The organism is Lacinutrix mariniflava (assembly GCF_001418015.1).
GTDB classification, from domain to species: Bacteria; Bacteroidota; Bacteroidia; order Flavobacteriales; family Flavobacteriaceae; genus Lacinutrix; species Lacinutrix mariniflava.
Map to the genome: position 1 here is coordinate 208,046 of NZ_LIQG01000020.1, position 20,657 is coordinate 228,702.

Genomic DNA, 20,657 nt, shown 5'->3' on the forward strand with positions numbered 1-20,657 from the left:
CAACCACCAAATACTTACACTAGTTTTATGGATTTATTTTTAGACTATCTCCAACAATTGAAAGCCATCAAAATCCCCCTTTTTATATTAATTCTGATAATTATTAGAAATTGGTACAACTTCTTCAAAAAGAGCTCTTTTAAAAAGAAGAATGATGAGATAACAGAACAGCTACAAGCTACACAACTAGCAATAACAACCTATGATGATAAAATCAACGACATCACAAACCTTGAAGAAAAATTAACGAGTAAACACACTGAGATTTATCAATTAAAACAAGAAATTGAGGATTATAAAGAAAAGTTCTTTTCTACTTTAAGCGAAAAAGAAAAGGAAATAGCGCTACAAAAGGAAGAAATCAATCATCAACAAAAAGCTTACGAACGTTACGTAAATTTTAAAAATGTAGAAGCTAATAACACTAGACTTGGTGCACATTTTATTAAGAATGTAATTAGCCAGATACATGAAGACATTAAACAAACCGAAAGTAATTACAAGTCTTTTTTAGGTTTTAATTATAAAATTGGAAGCAACAAAAGCAAAGTACCACCAACCAAAGCATTAAAAAACATATTTAAACTTCTGGACTACAACGTATCTTCATTAAACTTAGAAAGTACCTCTATTGAAGACGAGTTAGAACACATTAACATGTTTTTAGATCTTATTAAATATCTTAAACCAAATACCAATATTGAGTTTAATAACAGGCTAGATCCTAAACAAAACAGTTCTATAAAAATTAAGCCAACACTTTTCTTTCCGTTTGTAGAAAACGCCTTAAAACACGGTAACTTAAACAACCAAAATTCTTTTATTAGCATTATTCTAAAAGAAAACGAAGACAAACAATTAAGTTATTGCTTAGTTAACAGTGCCGAACAACGCTTAGACTACGAAAACAGAGCAATGCAATCCTCTAATTTTGGATTAAATGCTTTACAACAGTTACTGGATGCTTATTATCCTAAAAGTAAATTAGAGCATAAATCACTCCCAAATAATCAATATTTGTCGGAATTAACTTTATGCCTAAACTAAATGATACGTTATATACTTGTAGATGATAACCAAAGTGTTTTAGAGTCTGTTAAAGCTAAAATCGATACACTACCAAAAGATTACGGTTTACAGCACGTAAAAAGCTATGATAGTTCTAAACAAGCCTTTCAAGAGATAAACGAAGACGATTTTGATTTACTAATTGTAGATTTTGAAATGCCAGTGTATAACGGTTTAGAGTTGGCAAAAAAAATAGGAGAAGGCAAAAAAATCATCTTTTTAACATCAACAACTGGTAATACTAAACTTGTTATTAATAGTCTAGATATTTCAGGTTATTTAAGTAAACCTTTCGAAATTGAAGAATTTGAAGCAATTTTGAAAAATAAGGTTATTGGGAAAACAAATAACTCAGCCAAAAATAACAACAAATTAATCACATTACATATTGGCAGTAATAGAGACGTAAGATTTAAACCAGAGCAAGCGTATTATATAAGTACTTCACATTTTAATATAACAGAACCCACAGGAAAAAATTGCGTTCATATTTATGGAAAAAATGATATAGTTTTATATAAAAATGTTAGAAAAAGTATTAATGAACTCTACAAAGAATTAGAGACATTCAATTTTGAAAAAACTAGCCAAAGCACCATTATAAACTTGGCGCATGTAAAAGAAAGAGACAATACCAATATTTCTCTTTTTGATGTTAAAACAACATTTGACCTAAAACCTCTGGAAAAACAAGGTTTTGTTTCTAAATTGCGAGCTAAACTTAAGTTTTAAGCTAATTACCTCATTTTTAAATCATCTAGCATTTTACTTATATCTTTTCATTCTTAAACTCCTATTTACCTGCACTAGCCATACGCTTCATGGTATCAAAAAACGCTGTTTTAAAAGCATCATCCTTAGCGTACAATCTATACAAGTCTAACTCTTGTTTACGCTGTTTAGACATTACCTCATCTAGTATTTTCTGAAATGCTAAATTCTTATTTTGTTCATCAGAATTCTCAAGAACTTTAGGTTGAAAATCTGGATGTGCTTGAATAGACTTTGTTAACCCTATAAATTTTACGCGTTGATCTTCTGGTGTAGCTTCCCAACCTTGAAACCAACGTTCATTAAACGACTGAATAATTAAATCTAAAGGATCATGCTCCTCTTCACCTCCATGTGCACCTCTTGGGTTTGGATTTTGAGGATCTACTTCACTTTCGGTATCATCCAAACCTATAGACTCGTTTAAGCGCACGCGCTCTAAACCATAAGTAGATAAATCAATAGACTCTAATAATTCATCTAAGCCGTCGATGTCGTCAGGTCTTACAGGTAATTTAGGTACTAAAAACTTTAAAAACCAAAATAGCTTTTCCCATTCTAAGATTTCAAAAGGCATAATGGCAGCCATTTGTCCGTAGATTTTTACGAATTGTTTTGCTTTAATTTTAAAATCGGCTTTGTCATCATCTTCTAACTCTAATTCGTTAACAAAACGTTCTGCAGCGCGTTCTATAATTGGGCTTAAAACTTGGGCATCTTCTTTATTAAAAAACTTCTCATTAAAGTCCTCTACTTCACTCCACTCGTAAACACCAACATCATCTAACACTTCTTTTAATTCATGTAGCACATTTACATCTGTAGCTTCACTTAATGACGTTGCTGTGTAAAATGGATCGAATGATGCTTTTATATCCGCTGTAGAATTAAAGAAATCCAACACAAACACATCTTCTGTTTTCTTTGCTAATTTTGTAGCCGCTCTATTTAAACGGGATAAAGCTTGCACAGCCAAAACGCCTTGTAGTTTTTTATCCACATACATAGCGCAAAGTTTAGGCTGATCAAAACCTGTTAGGTATTTGTTTGCAACTACTAATATTCTGTAGTCGTCTTTATCAAATTTATCTTTGGTGTCTTTTTCTGCAAAGCCATTCATTTCGGCTTCAGTATATTCTATCCCATCCACTTTTTTAGTGCCAGAAAAGGCAATGGCTATTTTAAACGGATGCCCTTTATCTTTAAGTATGTTTTGCAATGCTTTATAATAACGTATTGCAGATTCTATACTTTGGGTAATAACCATCGCTTTAGCCTTCCCTTTAAGCTTTTTCTTATTCACGATATTCGGAATAAAATGATCTAAAATAATATCGGCTTTGGTTTGTATGGTTTCTTGATGCTGTTCTACATAAGCTCGTAATTTTTTCTGTGCTTTAGTACTGTCAAACAACGGATTGTCTTCTATAGACTTTTCTATTTCGTAGTAACTTTTTAAGGTGGTATAATTCGCTAACACATCTAAAATAAAGCCTTCTTCAATGGCTTGTTTCATCGAGTATAAGTGAAATACGTCTTTTCCAGTTCCTTCTGATTTAGGTATTCCAAATTTCTCTAAAGTAATTGGTTTTGGTGTTGCTGTAAACGCTAAGTAACTTGCATTACCTCCATTTTTATCCTTTGAATTTAATCGCATTTTACGCGATTGCATGGCTGCCACAATTTTATCTTGCGCATCCAATTCATCATCTTCATTAGCTTGCTGTCCCATAGCGGTATTCATGCTATCATGAGCAGATCCACTTTGACTAGAGTGCGCTTCATCAATAATCACCGCAAAACGCTTGTCGCTTAAATCTGCTATACCATCTATAATGAATGGGAATTTTTGAATGGTAGTAATAATTATCTTTTTGCCTTGCTCTAAACTCGCTCTTAATTCTTTAGAAGAATATGCAGGCGCAATAATATTTTTTATTTCTGAAAAACTGGCGATATTTTCTCGTATCTGTTTATCTAATAAACGTCTGTCTGTAACCACAATTACAGAATCGAAAAGTGGCTGTTCTATACCTCTATTACCAGGAACATTTTCATCTTCAGGATAGGTTTCTATAAGTTGATATGCTGCCCAAGTAATTGAATTTGATTTACCAGAACCTGCTGAATGCTGTACTAAATACGTTTGCCCTACTCCTTTTTTACTGGCATCTTCTATAATTTTACGCACCACATCCATTTGATGGTAACGCGGAAAAAATAACGTCTTGGTTTGTAAAGGATCTTTCTTTTTACCATCTAAACGCACAAAATGCTGAATGATATTTGCTAGACTTTCTCTCGTGAAAACTTCATTCCATAAATAATTGGTTCTATGGCCAGTTTCTCCTTTTGCTAATTCTGGATTTCCTTTTCCGTGTTTGTTTCCTTTGTTAAATGGTAGAAAAAATGTTTTCTTTCCGTCTAACTTTGTAGTCATATAGGCTTCGTCTGTGTCTACCGCAAAATGAACCACACAACGTGCAAAGTTTAATAAGGGTTGTTTGGTGTCGCGTTGGGTTTTATATTGATGTTGTCCATGTACTCTTGCATTTTGACCTGTCCATTGGTTTTTTAATTCCATGGTAACAATTGGCAAACCGTTAATAAATAAGACCAAATCTATTTCTTCTCTTGGGTTGTCTATAGAATAGCGTAATTGTCTTGTTACACTAAAACGGTTTTGTTCAAACCTGTCTTTTATACTTTGGCTACTACTTGCTAATGGTAATTGATAAAACAACGTAAAGTTGGCATCATCTACTTGTAAGCCTTTCTTAAGCAAGTACAGAATACCATATTTTTTAACCAAACGATCATAGCGATTTAGAATTTTTAATTTCCAATCGCTTTGCTTTTGCAACTTTTCTAATTCTTCTTTTTGAGTACTTTCTAAAAAAGACCAAAAGAACTGGGCATCTATAGCAAATTGCGCATTAAAATTATTAGCTTGACCAATATAATAGCCTTTTCCTGTTCTGTAGATTTCTGCATTTTCGTTAACTGCATTAATAGATAGACCTTGTTTTTTTATATCTTCTAAACAAGAACCTGTGAGTATTTTTTCAATTGCAGCTTCTAAGTCTTTTTCTTTTGTTTGGCTATGCATAAAATTAATTTTTATAATAAGATTTTGCCCATATTTTATAGCAAAGTTGTTCAACCATTTTCGCTCTTTCTACTATATCATTTTTCTTCAATTGTTCATGATACTTAAAACCTACGTCTCCCAAAATTTGTGAATTTAAAAAATTTGGGTTTTTCTTGTAAAATTCTGGATGTAAGGTCTGCGCATAAGCATTTTCTTTAATATAATGATCCAATTTATCCTCATAGATATCACTACTAAAAGATTGATTAATACCATTAGGAAGTAAAATTAATGCACCTATAGAATTTCTCCAATGTATAAAATCGTTTTCCTGTTCAAATTCATCCTTATGTCTATTAAATTTATTACCCCATAAATGTTCGATTTCAAACTTCTTACCCTTAGGTTCTTGATACGATACATAATTAGTAGGTCTACCTACCTCTTGATCTATGAAACCTGTAATTCTAGATAATAAATGCTTAACAAATCTCCTATTTTGTTGATGCATTGAGAAATTTGTAATATTTGAAAAACTCTCGGGTAATGATTCAATTTCTTCTAAAAGTTTATCTTTCAAAACATCAAGGTCGGCATCTCTAATTGACTTTATTATATTGAAAAATGTGTAACGAATTGATGATGAGCTAAATTTTCTATAATTCACACCTCGTCGCACCGTATAAGTTTCGATAAAACGAGCAACAGCATCGAGCTTACTTAATACAACACTATCACTATCTGTGTGTTTTAACGTAGCTAAAAGCAAACTATCTTGAAGTGATGGTGCAATACCCCAACGGTTTATATAAAATACATGAGGACAATTATCATTAAATTCTGCCATAGAATCCCAAAATTTCATGTACCAATCAATCATAAAAACAAATTGATTCTTAAAAAATGAATAGAAGTCATCAGAAGTTTTTAAGTTGAAAAGTGACTCGTGATTTTCTTTAAACCAGTTGTGAAATCTAGTTCCTATTAGTTCGAAATCTTCATTTTCTGCCCCTGCTTTTGCTTGTCTCATACTAACAGCATATTTCCCTCTAAACCAAGCCTGAAAAAAGCCAATATCAGCGCCTGTATCGTATTGATGTAAATTCCATATTTTATCTTTCCAAATTTCATTTATCTCACTACGTTGTTTTTTATCCTTTATCCTGGAAAGCACATAACCCTTTAGCATTTCTGTAGGAGTCAGATTCATCCCCCTATCATTCATTGTCTCAAAAATAGTGTAGGCATTTTCATCTGAATAGGCTGTTATTTTTACTATTATAACATTACCAATAAACCAATCAATAAAATATGGCAAAGCATCCCCAGTTAATTCTTCTGGAAATACATTATCTATATCTTTATAGCGCTCATTGATATTAATAGTTGTCTCATCTTCAGTTTTGCTTGCATCATATTCTCCTTTTTCATATAACGCCTTTAATACTTCTTGCCGATCTTCATCGGTCATGTTAAATGACTTTTCACCGTATTTTTCTGAGAACACTAGATTTTCAATTGCAACTTTAGAAGGATGGTCACTTTGTAGATTGTTTAAATAAATCAAAAATAATGTAATAGACGTTATTCGTTGCTGACCATCAATAATTGAATCTTTTCCTGCTTGCGAATTACTAAACACCACTGGTCCCAAATAATAACTTTGATAATTTGCAACCTCTGCTCTAGAATCATCAATCTTATAGGACTTTAAAAAAGTAGTAGTCAAATCCTCAATAAGCGTAACTATATGTTTTTCTTGCCAACGGTATTCACGTTGAAAATAATCAATGTAGAATTTTTTATCTTTTAATAAATCATTAATGTTTTCATCTGAAGCTTCAATCTTATTTTCTATTTTGCTCATTATTCTCTATTTAGTTGTGAAAAAACAAACTGCATTCCTCTAAAATGTTCAGAATGTTTATCTGTTGCTTGATCATATGTGTGTTGTTTAATTTGATACATCAAAAGTTGATTAGTTTCTGAAAGATATTTTTGTAATAAATCTGTTCTGAAATAATGAAAATTTTCAGAGTTTAAATCGTTTTTCGATAAATACTCTTTAAAACATAAATCTAAATTAGAATCTAAAATTTTGGTTTTAGCAGAATCTATAGTAAGTTTTAAATATTTACCTATATTTGGTGAAGGGATTTCACAGCTCAATGTTGGTATTTGTTCGGAATCTGATTCCCAGAGAAAATCCATTAGTGTTTGTTCGTATTCAAAATAACAATTATCATTAACTGTTATAGTTACTTCTTTGCCTACATCTTCAAAATTGAATTCACCAGATTCCCTCACTTCAAAGGAACTAATCTCCCTAGTGATTTCTTTAGTACCTTCAAGTGGTATACTATGAGTACTCTTATTTAAACTAGGAACAGTATCTGCCCAATATAATTCACCAAAATAAACTTTTGATAACGAACCTCCTCCGTGAAGATCATGATCCCAATCAAAATCTCTATTTTCTATTCCCGAAATATGTTCAAGAACTTGGTCTTTATTAACAAAAAATGATTTTACCTCTATCCAAGACCTAGTTTTGTATTTTTCGTCTAGTTTTTGATCAATAAATGCTGATAAGAGAGTATAATCTTCTCTTTCATAAATATTATTTAATACTTCATAGTTAGCCTCATTTACCCAATCACCTTTCTCTAAAGTACGATTAACAAAAAAATCAGTTTTAATAATTCTTTCATCTATTGTAATATTGACATCATAACTTGGTTCAATTTCTGTATCACTTAATCTCTGAAAATGCTTCTCATATGATGAATCTTTTTCAGACCAAATACCTAGTTCTTTATGTCCTAATAAATAACCTGCATAATTGAAATATGCAATCCATGAGTATTTTTTACCCAATCTATCTACTTTTATTCTACTACCTAACAGACTAGATCCATTATAAAACGATTGCTCTCTATCTGCTAATCCATCTGCATCTGTTATATAACCTAATCTTTTAATCTCTTTATAAATATGTGCTGTATGTTGGCTTGTAGCTTCATGATTTTGCCTACTGAGTCGAGGAATAGTATAATGAACAAAGTCTCCAGACAGTGGATCTGGATTTGGACTAGACTGCCAACTAATAGAATTACTTATTGCATTAATATCCTCTTGATTTATTTCAAACCAATCGGTTTTAACAAATTCATATTCAGCTAAACGCTTTAAATTAGATTCATCCAATTCAAAGACTCCTTTTAAAATTGCAAGATCAATAATATGTTTATAAGAATCTATAACTATATAATTATATGAAGGATTAACGGGCTTTTCTGAAAATTGAAGATCATATAAAAAAGGCGCTATTTCATTCAAATTATTTTTAACAAATGCCTCATTATTTTGCAAACGTAAACATACACCATAACAAACAAGTGCTAAACGCTCTTGAATATATACGCGATTTGTACTAGAGTATTTATTAATTGTAGGCAATACTAAGGTTGGGTAACTTGAAAAATATTGTAATAAAAAGCGAGTACTTTTATCTCTAAGGTCTCTTATTGTAGTTTCTGATAACCAAATTGCAGTTTCTAAAATTATGGTGTCATTTTCATTACCCTCTAATTCTTCTGGTTTATTGATAAAGTGCACTAAGAACTCACTAAAATTATAATAATTATTATAAACATGAAGTGTCCATGTAAAATCTAAATCATAACTTGAATGCTTTAACAAAACGTCCCTAATGAATAGGAAATTTATATTCGATTTTAAATCATAAAATGTAATTGAAGTATCATTTATTAATGTTCTAATTTCTTTTACTGAAAATTCAGTTTGCTTAAGCAACGAAATTAACTCTTGATTTTTATCTGATGGTTTAGATCTCTGTAAATTAAGTAAAGTGAATTTTTTAATAACATCGAGATCCATGTAATCTGAATATAATAAAGAGCTAACATCACTTTTAGCTATTAAAAATTTTAATATATCGTCTTTTAAATTGTGGTATGATCCAGAATTACCTAAAATAAAATCAAGGAAAAACTGTGATTTTACAACAGCATCAACAGTCCCAAAATCATCTATTAATTTATACGCTAATAAATAGCCTCCAACTTCTTGCTGAGTATGTACTATAACATCTCTATTATCTTTATTCTCATCTAAATAAATTAAGTATTCTTGTAAAATTTCATAACCAATAGAGCCAACTATGTTATCAATAAACTTCCCTTGCATTTTTTCAAGAAATTCCATTTTAGGAACAAAAGCTTTTACCTCATTTAGCATTGCTTGAGAAACAAGAGCTATTCCATCAGTAATTTGATCGATAGTTGGAAGATTTAATTTTTGAAATATTTTATTTTCTAAATTAGATACGTACTTGTCAAATACTTGTGTAAAGCCTTCTAAACCCAGCAAGGGATCAACAATATTTGATTTATCGCCATTTAACATTTGGCAATATAAATCAAGAAACAAAGGTGTTTTGAAATAGAATTTATCAGATTCTATTACAATATCGGTATTTATTTTATATTCAGTAAAATAATTATGTATTAGTACATTTAATTTATCTCCATCAAAACCATTAAGTTCAATCTGACTATAAGGTAAATTGTTATCTGTCCAAACTCTAGGAATATATGAAGTACGCAATGTTGCTACTAAATATAAATATGGAAATGATTTTAGAGCCTCAACAAAAGAGTCTAAACTATTAATCCATAATTGACTAAAACCATCATGTGCATAACTAGTTTCATTTAAACCATCAAAAATTAAAGTTACACGAGTACTATTCTTCTTAGCGTATTTATTAAGCCTTTTTAAAACATCTTCTAACCTGTAATTATCAGGTATCATAAGATTATTCATCAAAATTTCATCAAAACTATCTGGATCTCCGTTAAAAGATTTACCACTAATAATTATTACAGGTTTATCATCTTTTTTTAATTTATTATATACGAATGCTGAAAAATTAGATTTACCCATTCCTGCATTTCCATGAATAAATTTTAATGAATTACTTTTTTTTGTTCAATTAATCTATTAACACTTGCAATTTGAGTAACTATTTGAGATAATCTTCTAAAAACAATGACAACAGAAAAACTATCGGATGGTTCTTGTTCTATAAAACGATATTCTTGATTATATTCAATAAGTTTTTGAAAACTGAATCCTTCTGAAACTTTAAGACTCTTATTGTCTATTTTATTTAATTTAAGTGGAAGTATTATTTTATCTGAACCTATAATTAGATTATTCAACTTAATATATCTTAATAAGTTGTTAGAGTTTTTCAATAAAAACTCAAGTTGAGTGTATTGTTTTGAACTCTTGTTTATTTTAATATTCTCTATGTCTAATAGACTCTTAAGATTTTTATATTCTTTAATAAAACCTTCAATCCAATCGTTAAGTATTCTTAGTTCATTGGATAAATAACCGAAATGAGTTTCATTTAAAAGTATTTCATTTATTAAGGCTTGACCTGCATCTTGATCTTGATCTACAAATAGATTTTCATTGTATTTAGAAGTAAACTCAGAAGAATAATGTTTTGCATCTAACTCTCCAAACCATTCATCTGTTATTTTATATGGCTTTCTAAATATTTTAAAATTATTTATAATATTTACCTGAAACCAACCTGAAAAAACATTACTATTCTTTGTCATAATGGTTAGTTTGAATATTAATTGTAAACCAACCAGAAAAGATATTCTTGGCGTTTATTATTTTTTGAGGTTTTAAAATTCCAAATTCAATTAGAAGGCATGAAATTAAAATTATGAAAGCAATAGCAATACCGATATAATTTATGCCACCTCCAAACTTATCTACCAGCCAACCAGATAACACCTTTGTTGGCTCACCATATTTTTCTCCAATTTTTGTATAATTTGGTTCTGCTGCTGTTGGTATATCTACATTATTTAGCTCCACAATAATGTAAGTTATACAAGCAAAACCAGTAACTTTATAAAGAATTTTTGCACGAAACAGCCATTTTATAGCTAAAACGAATAAATCCCACATTTCTTTCACAATATTTTTAATCATATCTAACACACCTTTACCTTACCAGTTACAACCCCATTTATTAAACTACTCTTATACTCCTTTAACTTCTCAATTTCTTGCTGTTTTAAGCTAATGGCGGTTTCTATTTTTTGAGTACCATTTTCGATATACTCAACAATCTTGTTTTGTTCATCAATTGGTGGACGAGAAATCGGATGATTATTCAAATCACCTTGCGTCATACTAGGTAATGCAGTTGCAGTACTGTAAAAACTAAAAGGTAATGTTGTTGCTAAATAATATAAAAACTTCACTATGTTTCCATTTTTGGCATTAGCATAAAACATTGTGTCTACAGCCCAAAACTTACCTTTAAAATAAAGTGGTTTGTCAATTGTACCTTTTCTACCTAATAAAACGACTTCTCCATCATACATATAATCAGAAGCATATGCAAATTGACCTCCAGAACCAATAACAGGATAACCTTCATCAGTTTGAATGTGTTTGTAATCTGAACCATTATTAATATTTAAACAATGTTTCAACCGCTTCACCTCCCAACCCACAGGTATCTCACCAATCCACTCCATACCAGAATCTTTTAGTGTTACATTTGGGTTTAAACCTTGTGTTACTGCTTTGTGTATGAGTATTTGTTTGCGTTCTTTAAGCAGTTGTATTTGTTGCTGTTTTATAGCAATAGCTTCGTCTATTTTGGTCGTTTTATCGTCTAAAAATTGTGCTATTTTGGTTTGTTCTGTTATTGGTGGAAGTGGAAACGGAAATCGTTTAAAATCTTCAAAACTTATATTCTGTCTTAATCCAGAACCAAGCCCATAAATAACTTTGTTTATATCGATTGTATATAAATAGTAATGATAAAAAGAGTTATCATTTTTCTTATTTACTCTTAAATTGATATATGCACTTGTAATTATACCTTCATTTTTAGCTAAACCAGTTCTTAAACTTGTTTTATCATTTTGTAAATCTGTAGGTCTAATTATTATATCTCCAGGCTCTACTAATTGATATGTTTCAAAAGATTCAGGAACTAATCCTGTTAGTTTTTCTTTGGGTTTTACAATAACATTCCCATAGCTTAACGATAGAACTGTATCTTCAATAAAACCTGTGTTTTTCTTTTTACTTTCGGTTAAGATTGTGAAACCTGGTCTTACTTCCCAATGCTCAGGAATTTCACCTAACCATTCCACACCAGAGTCTTTATATGATTCGTAACGTTTCATATTCTTCTCTACAGCTGTTTCTTTCATCATCATTATTTCTTTTTTAGCTGTTTTTGGGTTTGGTCTAAATGAGCAATAAAATCATTTTCTGCTTTAGACAACTCATTTTTAGTTTGTTCTTTATATTCTAAATAAGTATCGTTTGCTTTTTCAAGTGCTTGTTTGTGGCTAACGGTTCCTGCGTGTGTTAAAATATCGTTTCCTGTTAAACTTAAAAAATCGTCTGCACGTTGCAACCAATCTTTCATAGTCATCGGTTTACGGTTTAGTGCTTGCAGTTCTGCAACTTCTAAATAGGCAGTTACCATTCGGTTGAGCACATTTAACTCGTCTTCATTTAAATAATTTTTAGCTACACCAACTTCTTGTTTGGTCGGTTTTTCACCTTTAAAAGTGGTTAAACCTAAAAATGGTTTTGCAGCATCTATTCGGCTATAGACAACTTCGGCTGCGGTTTGCCCATGTGCTGCCCAATGCATTTTATTTTGTATGATTTTAAAAAATAGTTGAGAGGTATCTGCTTTCGGGTCGTAATCTACACTGGTGGCATAAATGTCTAATACTTTGCGCCAAAACACTTTTTCTGAAGAGCGTATGTCACGAATACGTGCTAAAAGTTCTTCAAAATAATTACCACCACCTGCTTCTTTTAGCAAGTCGTCGTTCATGGTAAAACCTTTTACAATGTACTCTCGCAAACGTGCGGTTGCCCATTGTCTAAACTTAGTACCTTGTACACTTTTTACACGATACCCAACTGAGATAATTACATCTAGGTTGTAATAATTGGTATCATAATTTTTCCCATCTGCCGCAGTTGTTCGGAAATTCCGAACAGCTGAATCTTGCTCTAATTCAAGGTCTTCAAATACATTTTTAATATGTTCGCTAATGGTAGATTTTGCTTTCCCGAACAAGGTTGCCATTTGTGCTTGGGTTAGCCAAACGGTTTCGTTTTCTAATCGCGTTTGTATTTTGGTTTCGCCGTCTTCGGTTTGGTATATAATTAGTTCTGAAGCCATTGTTACACCAAGTTTAAAATTTCGGCAATTAAACCATCACTTTTGCTTTCTAAATCTAAAATATCTTTAGTAACATCTTCTATACTACGTAAAGGTGTGTGCTTGTAAAAGTATTTGTTAAAACTAATTTCGTAACCAATTTTTGTAGCGTCTAGGTTTATCCAAGCTTCGTTAACGTGTGGTTTTACTTCGCGTAAAAAGTATGCGTGTATGTTGTCTTTAAGTGGGACGTTTTCAGTATCTCTTAGGTCGCTTTCGGTTTCGTAGGTTATGTATTCTCCTTTTTTAAGAGACTTTAAAGATTCTTCTTCTTTAGCACTTCGACTGCGCTCAGTGTGACATTTTAGGTAACCATTTGAATAGTACCCAAAGTCTGGTAAGTCTTTTGCTTCGCAATCTAAATGCGCTAAAAGTTTGGTTAATTTATCGCCAGATAATTTTTCTACTTTTTTAATTACTTTATCGGCTTCAGCATCATACCAACTTACGGCATTTAAAATGGCTTTCTTATCACTTGCAGAAATATCTAGTTTTTGTGCTTTTACTTCGGCGTCTACTTCTTGTTTAAAGTCGTTAAAATTGGTGTACAATTTATCGCCAAAGACATTTTGTAGGGCTTTTGCATTGGTTACTAAACGCAAATGCTTTTTCCAAGTATCTTGTTTGCAAAGTTTGGTTTTGTTAGCAGACGATAGATTTAACTCTTCTTTTTCTGCCCAATCTAATAACTCCTTTTCGTATTGTTTTATGTTGGTGTACACACTATCTCCAAAGGTATCATAGGCGTATTGCATGGCTTCGTTTAAAGACTTATCGTAACGTAAGGTTTCTATACGTTCTGTAGTAAACTGTGCTTTTAAACGTTTTGGTCTTTCTATAGTCGCTTTATAATAGCCAAAGTCTGTATTATCAAACACTTGTGCTGCAATACCTTGTTCTGCTTCGCGTTCTGCAACGCTCATGTCTGTGTACGTTTTTACAATCTCTGTAATGTGCTCTGGTGAGAACTCGCAGTTTTTGTTTCCTAAATTTTTACGTAATTTTTGGTATAGTTGTCCTGCATCAATTAATTGTACTTTTCCTTTTCGGTTGGCGGTTTTGTTGTTGCTTAAAATCCAGATATACGTGGTAATTCCTGTATTATAAAATAAGTTATTTGGTAATTGCACAATGGCTTCTAACCAATCGTTTTCTATAATATGACGTCGTATATTGCTTTCGCCTCCTCCAGCATCTCCTGTAAAAAGGCTACTACCATTATGTACAGATGCAATACGTGTACCAGTGCTACTTTGGTTTAAGGGTTTCATTTTATTTACCATTTCCATAAGAAATAGTAATTGCCCATCTGAAGAACGCGGAATGGCATCTACATCTTCTAAAACATTAAAATAGTTAGTGTTTTGAATTTTAAAACGTGGGTCGATAACGTCTTTTCCATCCTTGATATATTTTTGTTCGCTGCTCCAAGATTTACCATACGGCGGATTGGATAGCATAAAATCAAACGATTTACCTGCAAACTCGTCTGTAGATAAGGTAGAACCTACTCTGATGTTTTCAGGATTGTTTCCTTTAATCATCATATCCGACTTACAAATGGCGTAGGTCTCGTCGTTTATTTCTTTTCCGAAAAGGTAGACGTCTCCTGTTGCTTTAATTTCGCCTGCTTCATCTTTAATAAAGTTTTGACCTTCGGTTAGCATTCCTCCAGAACCACAAGCAGGATCGTAAATGGTCATTACTGGTGGTAAGTTGTCTTTTATGGGATCGAAGATAATGTGTGTCATTAAATCAATCACCTCACGAGGTGTAAAATGCTCTCCAGCTTCTTCGTTATTTTCTTCGTTGAATTTTCGAATTAATTCTTCAAACACATAACCCATTCCTAAATTAGACAAGGCTGGTAATTTTCTACCGTCTGGATCTAGTTTTTCAAAAGGTGTTAGGTTGATGTTTGAGGATGTGAATTTTTCTAATACATCTAACAACACATCTTTACTCGCCATGTGTGCTACTTGATTACGTAATTTAAACTTGCCAATAATTTCCTTCACATTAGGACTGAAACCATTTAGGTAGTCTTCAAAATTACCTTGTAGTATTTGTGTGCTGTTAGTAGCGGTATCTTTTATTTTTTGAAGCGTCCATTTACTAGTATTATAAAACACGTAGCCTGAAGCTTCACGCAATCCTGTTTCGTCCCACTCTGTAAACTTGGCTTCGTCACGTTGAAAGGCTAATTCTTCTAAAACGGCATCCTTTGTTGGTTCTAAAAGGGCGTCTAAACGACGTAAAACAATCATTGGTAAAATGACGTCTCTATATTTACCACGCACGTAAACGTCTCTAAGGCAATCGTCTGCAATAGACCAAATAAAGGATACTAATTTGTTATGTGATGATTTATTCATTTAAAAATAAATGTGTTTTTTGGTTTGTTCGTTTAATACTAAGCAATCAATGTTTAAAGGGAGAGTTTAAATATAAAGCCTTTTTAAAAATTGACCTTACGGGAAACCTCAAAATATGATTATTTTTTTTTAAAATACAGTTATTATAATTTCATAATAGAAATAAACAGATGATTTACAAGTGTTTAATTACAAAACAAAAGTGCAGAATAAAATATTTCTTTTTAAAAACACTTAAAACGATTAATTAAGCTTCAAAAAGAAACGAGGTACAAAAAACTCCTAATTTGTACCATAAAACTAATTTTGAAGAGAAACACGCACATAAAAAAACCCTTATTTAATAAGGGTTTAGAGTATTTTAAATTTAATTTAGTTAGTAAAATTACTTCCCGATGCAAAAATTCGCAAAAATATTACCCAACAAATCGTCACTTGTTATCGTTCCAGTAATTTCTCCAAAATGATACAACGCCTGCCTTACATCTATGGCTAATAAATCTCCCGAAATACCAGTTTCTAATCCAGATTTTACGCTATTAATTTCTTGAAATGCTTTTAAAAGTGAATCGTAATGACGTGTATTTGTTACTATGGTTTCGTTATTTCTAAGTGCTCCTGTATTAACAAAACCTATTAGTTTTTCTTTAAGTTCTTCTACTCCAACACCTGTTTTTGCAGATAATAAATGAAGTTCTTCAAACTGAGATTTTAATGTACTTAATTCAGCTTCATTTAAAGTATCTACTTTGTTAGAGATTATTATTAAAGGCTTTAATGGAAAACGGTTTTTTATCTTCTCTATTTCTACTTTTAATCTTTTACTTTCAGTTTTAAATTCTTCAGCAGAAAACAATAAAACAACCACTTGCGCTTGCTCCATTTTTTCGAAAGTCTTTTTTATCCCAATACTTTCTATAACGTCTTTTGTTTCTCTAATTCCTGCAGTATCAATAAACCTAAAACCTATTCCTTCAATAACTAATTCGTCTTCAATAGTATCTCTAGTAGTACCTGCTATATCACTAACAATAGCGCGTTCTTCATTTAAAAGGGCGTTTAAAAGTGTCGATTTACCCACATTAGGCTCACCAACAATAGCAACAGGAATTCCGTTTTTAATGACGTTTCCAACAGCAAAACTGTCTATTAAACGCTTTAAAACAAACTCTATACGTACTATTAATTCTTTAAATTGGGTTCTATCGGCAAATTCTACATCTTCTTCAGCAAAATCTAATTCTAATTCAATTAAAGAAGCAAAATTCATTAATTCTTCGCGCAATTTTGCGATTTCACTAGAAAAACCACCACGCATTTGTTGCATCGCTATTTGGTGAGAGGCTTCGTTATCACTGGCAATTAGATCTGCCACAGCTTCTGCCTGACTTAAATCTAATTTTGCATTTAAAAAAGCTCTTAAAGTAAACTCTCCTGCATTTGCCATTCGGCAACCATTCCTAAGAAATAACTGAATAATTTCTTGCTGAATATATATAGAACCATGACAAGAAATTTCGACTACATTTTCTCCTGTGTACGAGTTTGGGTTCTTAAAAACGGAAACCAAAACCTCGTCAATAGTACGTTTCCCATCCATTATATGTCCTAAATGGATGGTATGTGTTTTTTGGGTAAGAAGTGATTTATTCTTTTTAACAGACTGAAAATTAGCATCTGCAATAGTAATGGCTTCTTCTCCAGATAATCTTATTATTGCTACTGCTCCAGCACCAGAGGCTGTTGCTAGTGCAACTATGGTATCGTTATTATAATTCATAAGACTATATTTTACCTAATTTTTTCATAACAAATAACAAAACAATAGGTAATGCTAATACAAGTACCATTGTTAAATCTGTTTGGATTAAACTTGGAGCACATATTAAAGTAATTACATAACCTCCTACAGCTCCTCCAAAATGTGCATCATGACCAATGTTATCTGTTTTGTTTTTCATTCCATAAATTGAATACAACAAATACCCAATACCAAATAGCCATCCAGGAATAATACCATAAATTTTCAAGTAATAAGGTTCTAAAAGTATTGCTGAATAAATAATACCCATAACTGCTCCACTTGCTCCAACGGCACTATAGTGGTAGTTGTTTTTATTAAACGCTAAAGACAATAAGCTACCAGCAACTAAACTCGCTAAATAGATAATAACAAATTGAACTTCTCCTAATTTGGCAATAACGATGTAAGCAAAAAAGTAAAGTGTAACCATATTAAACAATAAATGCTGCGGATTTACATGTAAAAACCCAGAAGTCAACATCCTTATTTTCTCTCCTCTTTTTATTGCTCCAACATTAAATTTATATTTTTCAAAAAAACTAAAATCCTTAAATCCTTTAATAGAAAATAACACATTAACTACTATTAATACAATTGTTACAACATTTAAATTACCCATTGAGCATTCTATTTTTTTAAATATAGCATATATTTGCTGCTACAAATTTAAAACTAATTCATGCAATTATTAGCCTACATTTTAATTTATCCATTTTTATGGTTAGTATCTATACTTCCGTTTAGATTATTGTATGCCTTTTCAGATTTTCTTTACCTTTTTATCTATCGTGTTTTCGGGTACCGTAAGCAGGTTGTTCAAGAAAACTTAACATTAGTTTTTCCTGATAAGTCTTCGGAAGAAATAAATACCATCACTAAAAAGTTCTATCACCATTTATGTGATATGGTCGTTGAGGCTATAAAATCTATGTCGATTTCTGAAGCTCAAATGAAAAAACGTTATGCGTTTACTAATATTGAAGTGCTTCAAAAATTAGAAAAAGAAAAACGAGACGTTATTATAATGTGTGGTCACTATGCGAGTTGGGAGTGGATTTTCATCCTTCAAACTTACGTAAGCCATAAAGGATTCGCAGTTTACAAAAGATTGAATAATAAATATTTTGATGGTTTAGTAAAGCGTATTCGTGCACGTTACAACAGCCATTTAATTACTACAAAAGAAACTGTACAAACACTAAAAGATGTAAAAGCAAGTGGCGAATTAAGCATCACTGGTTTTGTTGCCGACCAATCTCCAAAAGTAGATAAAGCACACCATTGGAACGATTTTATGGGTATTAAAGTTCCTTTTTACACTGGTGCCGAAATGCTAGCCAAAGACCTAGATATGGCTGTTGTATTTTTTGATGTTAGAAAAGTAAAACGTGGGTATTACGAAACGACTTTTAAAACTATTGCAGAACACCCAAAAGAGTTTAGTAATTACGAAATTACAGATGTTTTTAAGGCGTTTGTTGAAGCACAAATAAAAGAGCAACCAGAATATTATTTATGGACACACAAGCGTTGGAAACATCGTGATAAAGTGCCTGCTAAATTTCTTTAAAGACATTAAGTCTTAAAATAAAAAAAAATCCAAATAGAAAACTATTTGGACTTTTTTTTATGCTTTAAAATTTACTATTTACTTGAACCTTTTTTATGCCTAAAAATGCATTACATATCGAACCAGCTGTCTACTCTCAATTCTTGAGTAGGCACATACGTTTTATGTATAAACTCGTTATTCGCCTTATTATACTCGTAATCTTTAGCCCATTCTTTATGGTTCTTGGCTAAAGCAATTAAACTTTCGCACACGTAATCTATTTCATCGCAAGTTGTTGTAGGATGTATAGACATACGTATCCAACCTGGTTTACGCATTAAGTCTCCTAAAGTGATTTCGTTTATTAAATCGTGAGACTGCTCTTGATCTACATGTAACAAATAATGACCGTAAGTACCTGCACAACTGCAACCACCACGTGTTTGTATTCCAAAACGATCATTTAAAATTTTAACTCCTAAATTAAAATGTAGTGCCTCAATATAAAAAGAGACCACACCCAAACGATCTTTATGGTCACTAGCTAATATTTTAAGATTATCAACGCCGTCTAAATTAGAAAACACTTGGTGTAATAATTCGTGTTCACGGTCGAGCATATTTTTTACGCCCATTTTTTCTTTCAACTTAATAGACAAAGCTGTTTTAATAGTTTGCAGAAAACCTGGCGTCCCACCATCTTCTCTATCTTCTATACTTTCAATATACTTGTGTTCTCCCCAAGGATTGGTCCATGAAACGGTGCCTCCGCCTGGACAATCGGGAACCATATTTTTATATAATTTCTTATTAAAAACCAATACTCCAGAAGTTCCTGGTCCGCCCAAGAATTTATGAGGCGAAAAGAAAATAGCATCAAGAGCTTCATCTTCATTTTCTGGGTGCATATCTATATCTACATAAGGAGCAGAACATGCAAAATCGACAAAACAAACACCTCCATGCTTGTGCATTAGCTTTGCTATTTTGTGGTGTGGTGTTTGGATACCTGTAACATTACTACCTCCTATAACCGAAGCTATTTTTAGTGTACAGTCTTTATATTTTTCTAATAGTATTTCTAAGTTTTCAAGACTAAATAATCCATCGTCTCCAGCAGGAATCACTTCCACTTTTGCCATAGTTTCTAACCAAGAGGTATGGTTAGAATGGTGCTCCATATGTGTTACAAAAACTACAGGACGAATTTCGTCTGGTATTTTAGCATATTTAGCAATATTCTCTGGTACTTTTAAACCTAAAATACGTTGAAATTTATTGACCACACTTGTCATTCCATTTCCTGAAACAATTAAAACATCGTCTGCATTAGTATTAACGTGACCTTTAATTATGTTTCTGGCTTTATGGTATGCATTCGTCATTGCAGTACCAGAAACCGTAGTTTCTGTATGTGTGTTTGCTACAAAAGGTCCAAATTGATTGACTATCTTATCTTCAATTGGTCTGTATAATCGACCAGAGGCAGTCCAATCTGTATAAATAATTTTTTGTCTTCCGTAAGGCGATTCGAATTCTTGATCTACTCCAACAATATGCTTTCTAAATTGAGAAAAATAGTGTTCTAATTCAGATTGTCTTTCTCTTGGTTCTTTTGTAGTTATCATAGCCATTTAATTTTGTGCAACTTAATAATAGTTAAAGGTTTTAGTCATAAC

Annotated in this window: 14 protein-coding genes; 3 read left to right on the plus strand and 11 right to left on the minus strand. The window is 31.7% G+C overall.

The window, feature by feature from the left end:
- Window positions 1-27 precede the first annotated feature (27 nt).
- Both ASC44_RS04320 and ASC44_RS04325 read left to right on the plus strand, forming a co-directional pair.
- Entirely contained in the window at window positions 28-1,047 is a 1,020-nt protein-coding gene (locus tag ASC44_RS04320) for a LytS family sensor histidine kinase (protein WP_055446391.1), read from the plus strand.
- Entirely contained in the window at window positions 1,048-1,800 is a 753-nt protein-coding gene (locus ASC44_RS04325) for a LytR/AlgR family response regulator transcription factor (protein ID WP_055446392.1), read from the plus strand.
- A gap of 61 nt (window positions 1,801-1,861) precedes the next feature.
- Here the strand turns inward: ASC44_RS04325 and ASC44_RS04330 are convergent, their stop codons facing one another.
- The 10 genes from ASC44_RS04330 to ASC44_RS04375 all read right to left on the minus strand — a co-directional run bounded on the left by ASC44_RS04330 (window position 1,862) and on the right by ASC44_RS04375 (window position 18,045).
- Window positions 1,862-4,948: a type I restriction endonuclease subunit R gene (locus tag ASC44_RS04330; protein WP_055446569.1), complete on the minus strand. Its 3,087-nt coding sequence runs from the start codon at window positions 4,946-4,948 to the stop codon at window positions 1,862-1,864.
- A gap of 4 nt (window positions 4,949-4,952) precedes the next feature.
- Window positions 4,953-6,797: a DUF262 domain-containing protein gene (locus ASC44_RS04335; protein ID WP_169787490.1), complete on the minus strand. Its 1,845-nt coding sequence runs from the start codon at window positions 6,795-6,797 to the stop codon at window positions 4,953-4,955.
- Window positions 6,797-9,781: an NACHT domain-containing protein gene (locus ASC44_RS04340; RefSeq protein ID WP_161805003.1), complete on the minus strand. Its 2,985-nt coding sequence runs from the start codon at window positions 9,779-9,781 to the stop codon at window positions 6,797-6,799. Before ASC44_RS04340 ends, ASC44_RS04335 begins: the two co-directional genes overlap by 1 nt.
- Window positions 9,782-9,921: 140 nt before the next feature.
- Window positions 9,922-10,587 (minus strand): hypothetical protein, encoded by a 666-nt coding sequence (locus ASC44_RS04345; protein WP_055446395.1) that lies wholly within the window; start codon window positions 10,585-10,587, stop codon window positions 9,922-9,924.
- A complete protein-coding gene (locus ASC44_RS04350; protein WP_055446396.1) occupies window positions 10,574-10,972 on the minus strand; it encodes a hypothetical protein in 399 nt (132 codons plus the stop codon). The genes ASC44_RS04345 and ASC44_RS04350 overlap by 14 nt, the downstream gene beginning before the upstream one ends.
- 2 nt (window positions 10,973-10,974) lie before the next feature.
- The gene (locus tag ASC44_RS04355; protein ID WP_083476237.1) at window positions 10,975-12,216 is read right to left on the minus strand and encodes a restriction endonuclease subunit S; all 1,242 of its coding nucleotides are present in this window, start codon (window positions 12,214-12,216) and stop codon (window positions 10,975-10,977) included.
- Between the two features lie 2 nt (window positions 12,217-12,218).
- Complete coding sequence (locus tag ASC44_RS04360) at window positions 12,219-13,208, minus strand: virulence RhuM family protein (RefSeq protein ID WP_055446397.1); 990 nt, start codon at window positions 13,206-13,208, stop codon at window positions 12,219-12,221.
- Between the two features lie 2 nt (window positions 13,209-13,210).
- Complete coding sequence (locus ASC44_RS04365; protein ID WP_055446398.1) at window positions 13,211-15,622, minus strand: type I restriction-modification system subunit M; 2,412 nt, start codon at window positions 15,620-15,622, stop codon at window positions 13,211-13,213.
- A gap of 385 nt (window positions 15,623-16,007) precedes the next feature.
- A complete protein-coding gene (gene mnmE, locus ASC44_RS04370; RefSeq protein ID WP_055446399.1) occupies window positions 16,008-17,402 on the minus strand; it encodes a tRNA uridine-5-carboxymethylaminomethyl(34) synthesis GTPase MnmE in 1,395 nt (464 codons plus the stop codon).
- 4 nt (window positions 17,403-17,406) lie between these two features.
- On the minus strand, window positions 17,407-18,045 hold the full coding sequence (locus ASC44_RS04375) for a rhomboid family intramembrane serine protease (RefSeq protein ID WP_055446400.1): 639 nt from the start codon (window positions 18,043-18,045) through the stop codon (window positions 17,407-17,409).
- Between the two features lie 60 nt (window positions 18,046-18,105).
- Between ASC44_RS04375 and ASC44_RS04380 the strand changes: the two genes are divergently transcribed.
- A complete protein-coding gene (locus ASC44_RS04380; protein WP_055446401.1) occupies window positions 18,106-18,996 on the plus strand; it encodes a lysophospholipid acyltransferase family protein in 891 nt (296 codons plus the stop codon).
- Window positions 18,997-19,106: 110 nt separating this feature from the next.
- Here the strand turns inward: ASC44_RS04380 and ASC44_RS04385 are convergent, their stop codons facing one another.
- Window positions 19,107-20,606: an aminotransferase class V-fold PLP-dependent enzyme gene (locus ASC44_RS04385; protein ID WP_055446571.1), complete on the minus strand. Its 1,500-nt coding sequence runs from the start codon at window positions 20,604-20,606 to the stop codon at window positions 19,107-19,109.
- Window positions 20,607-20,657 lie beyond the last annotated feature (51 nt).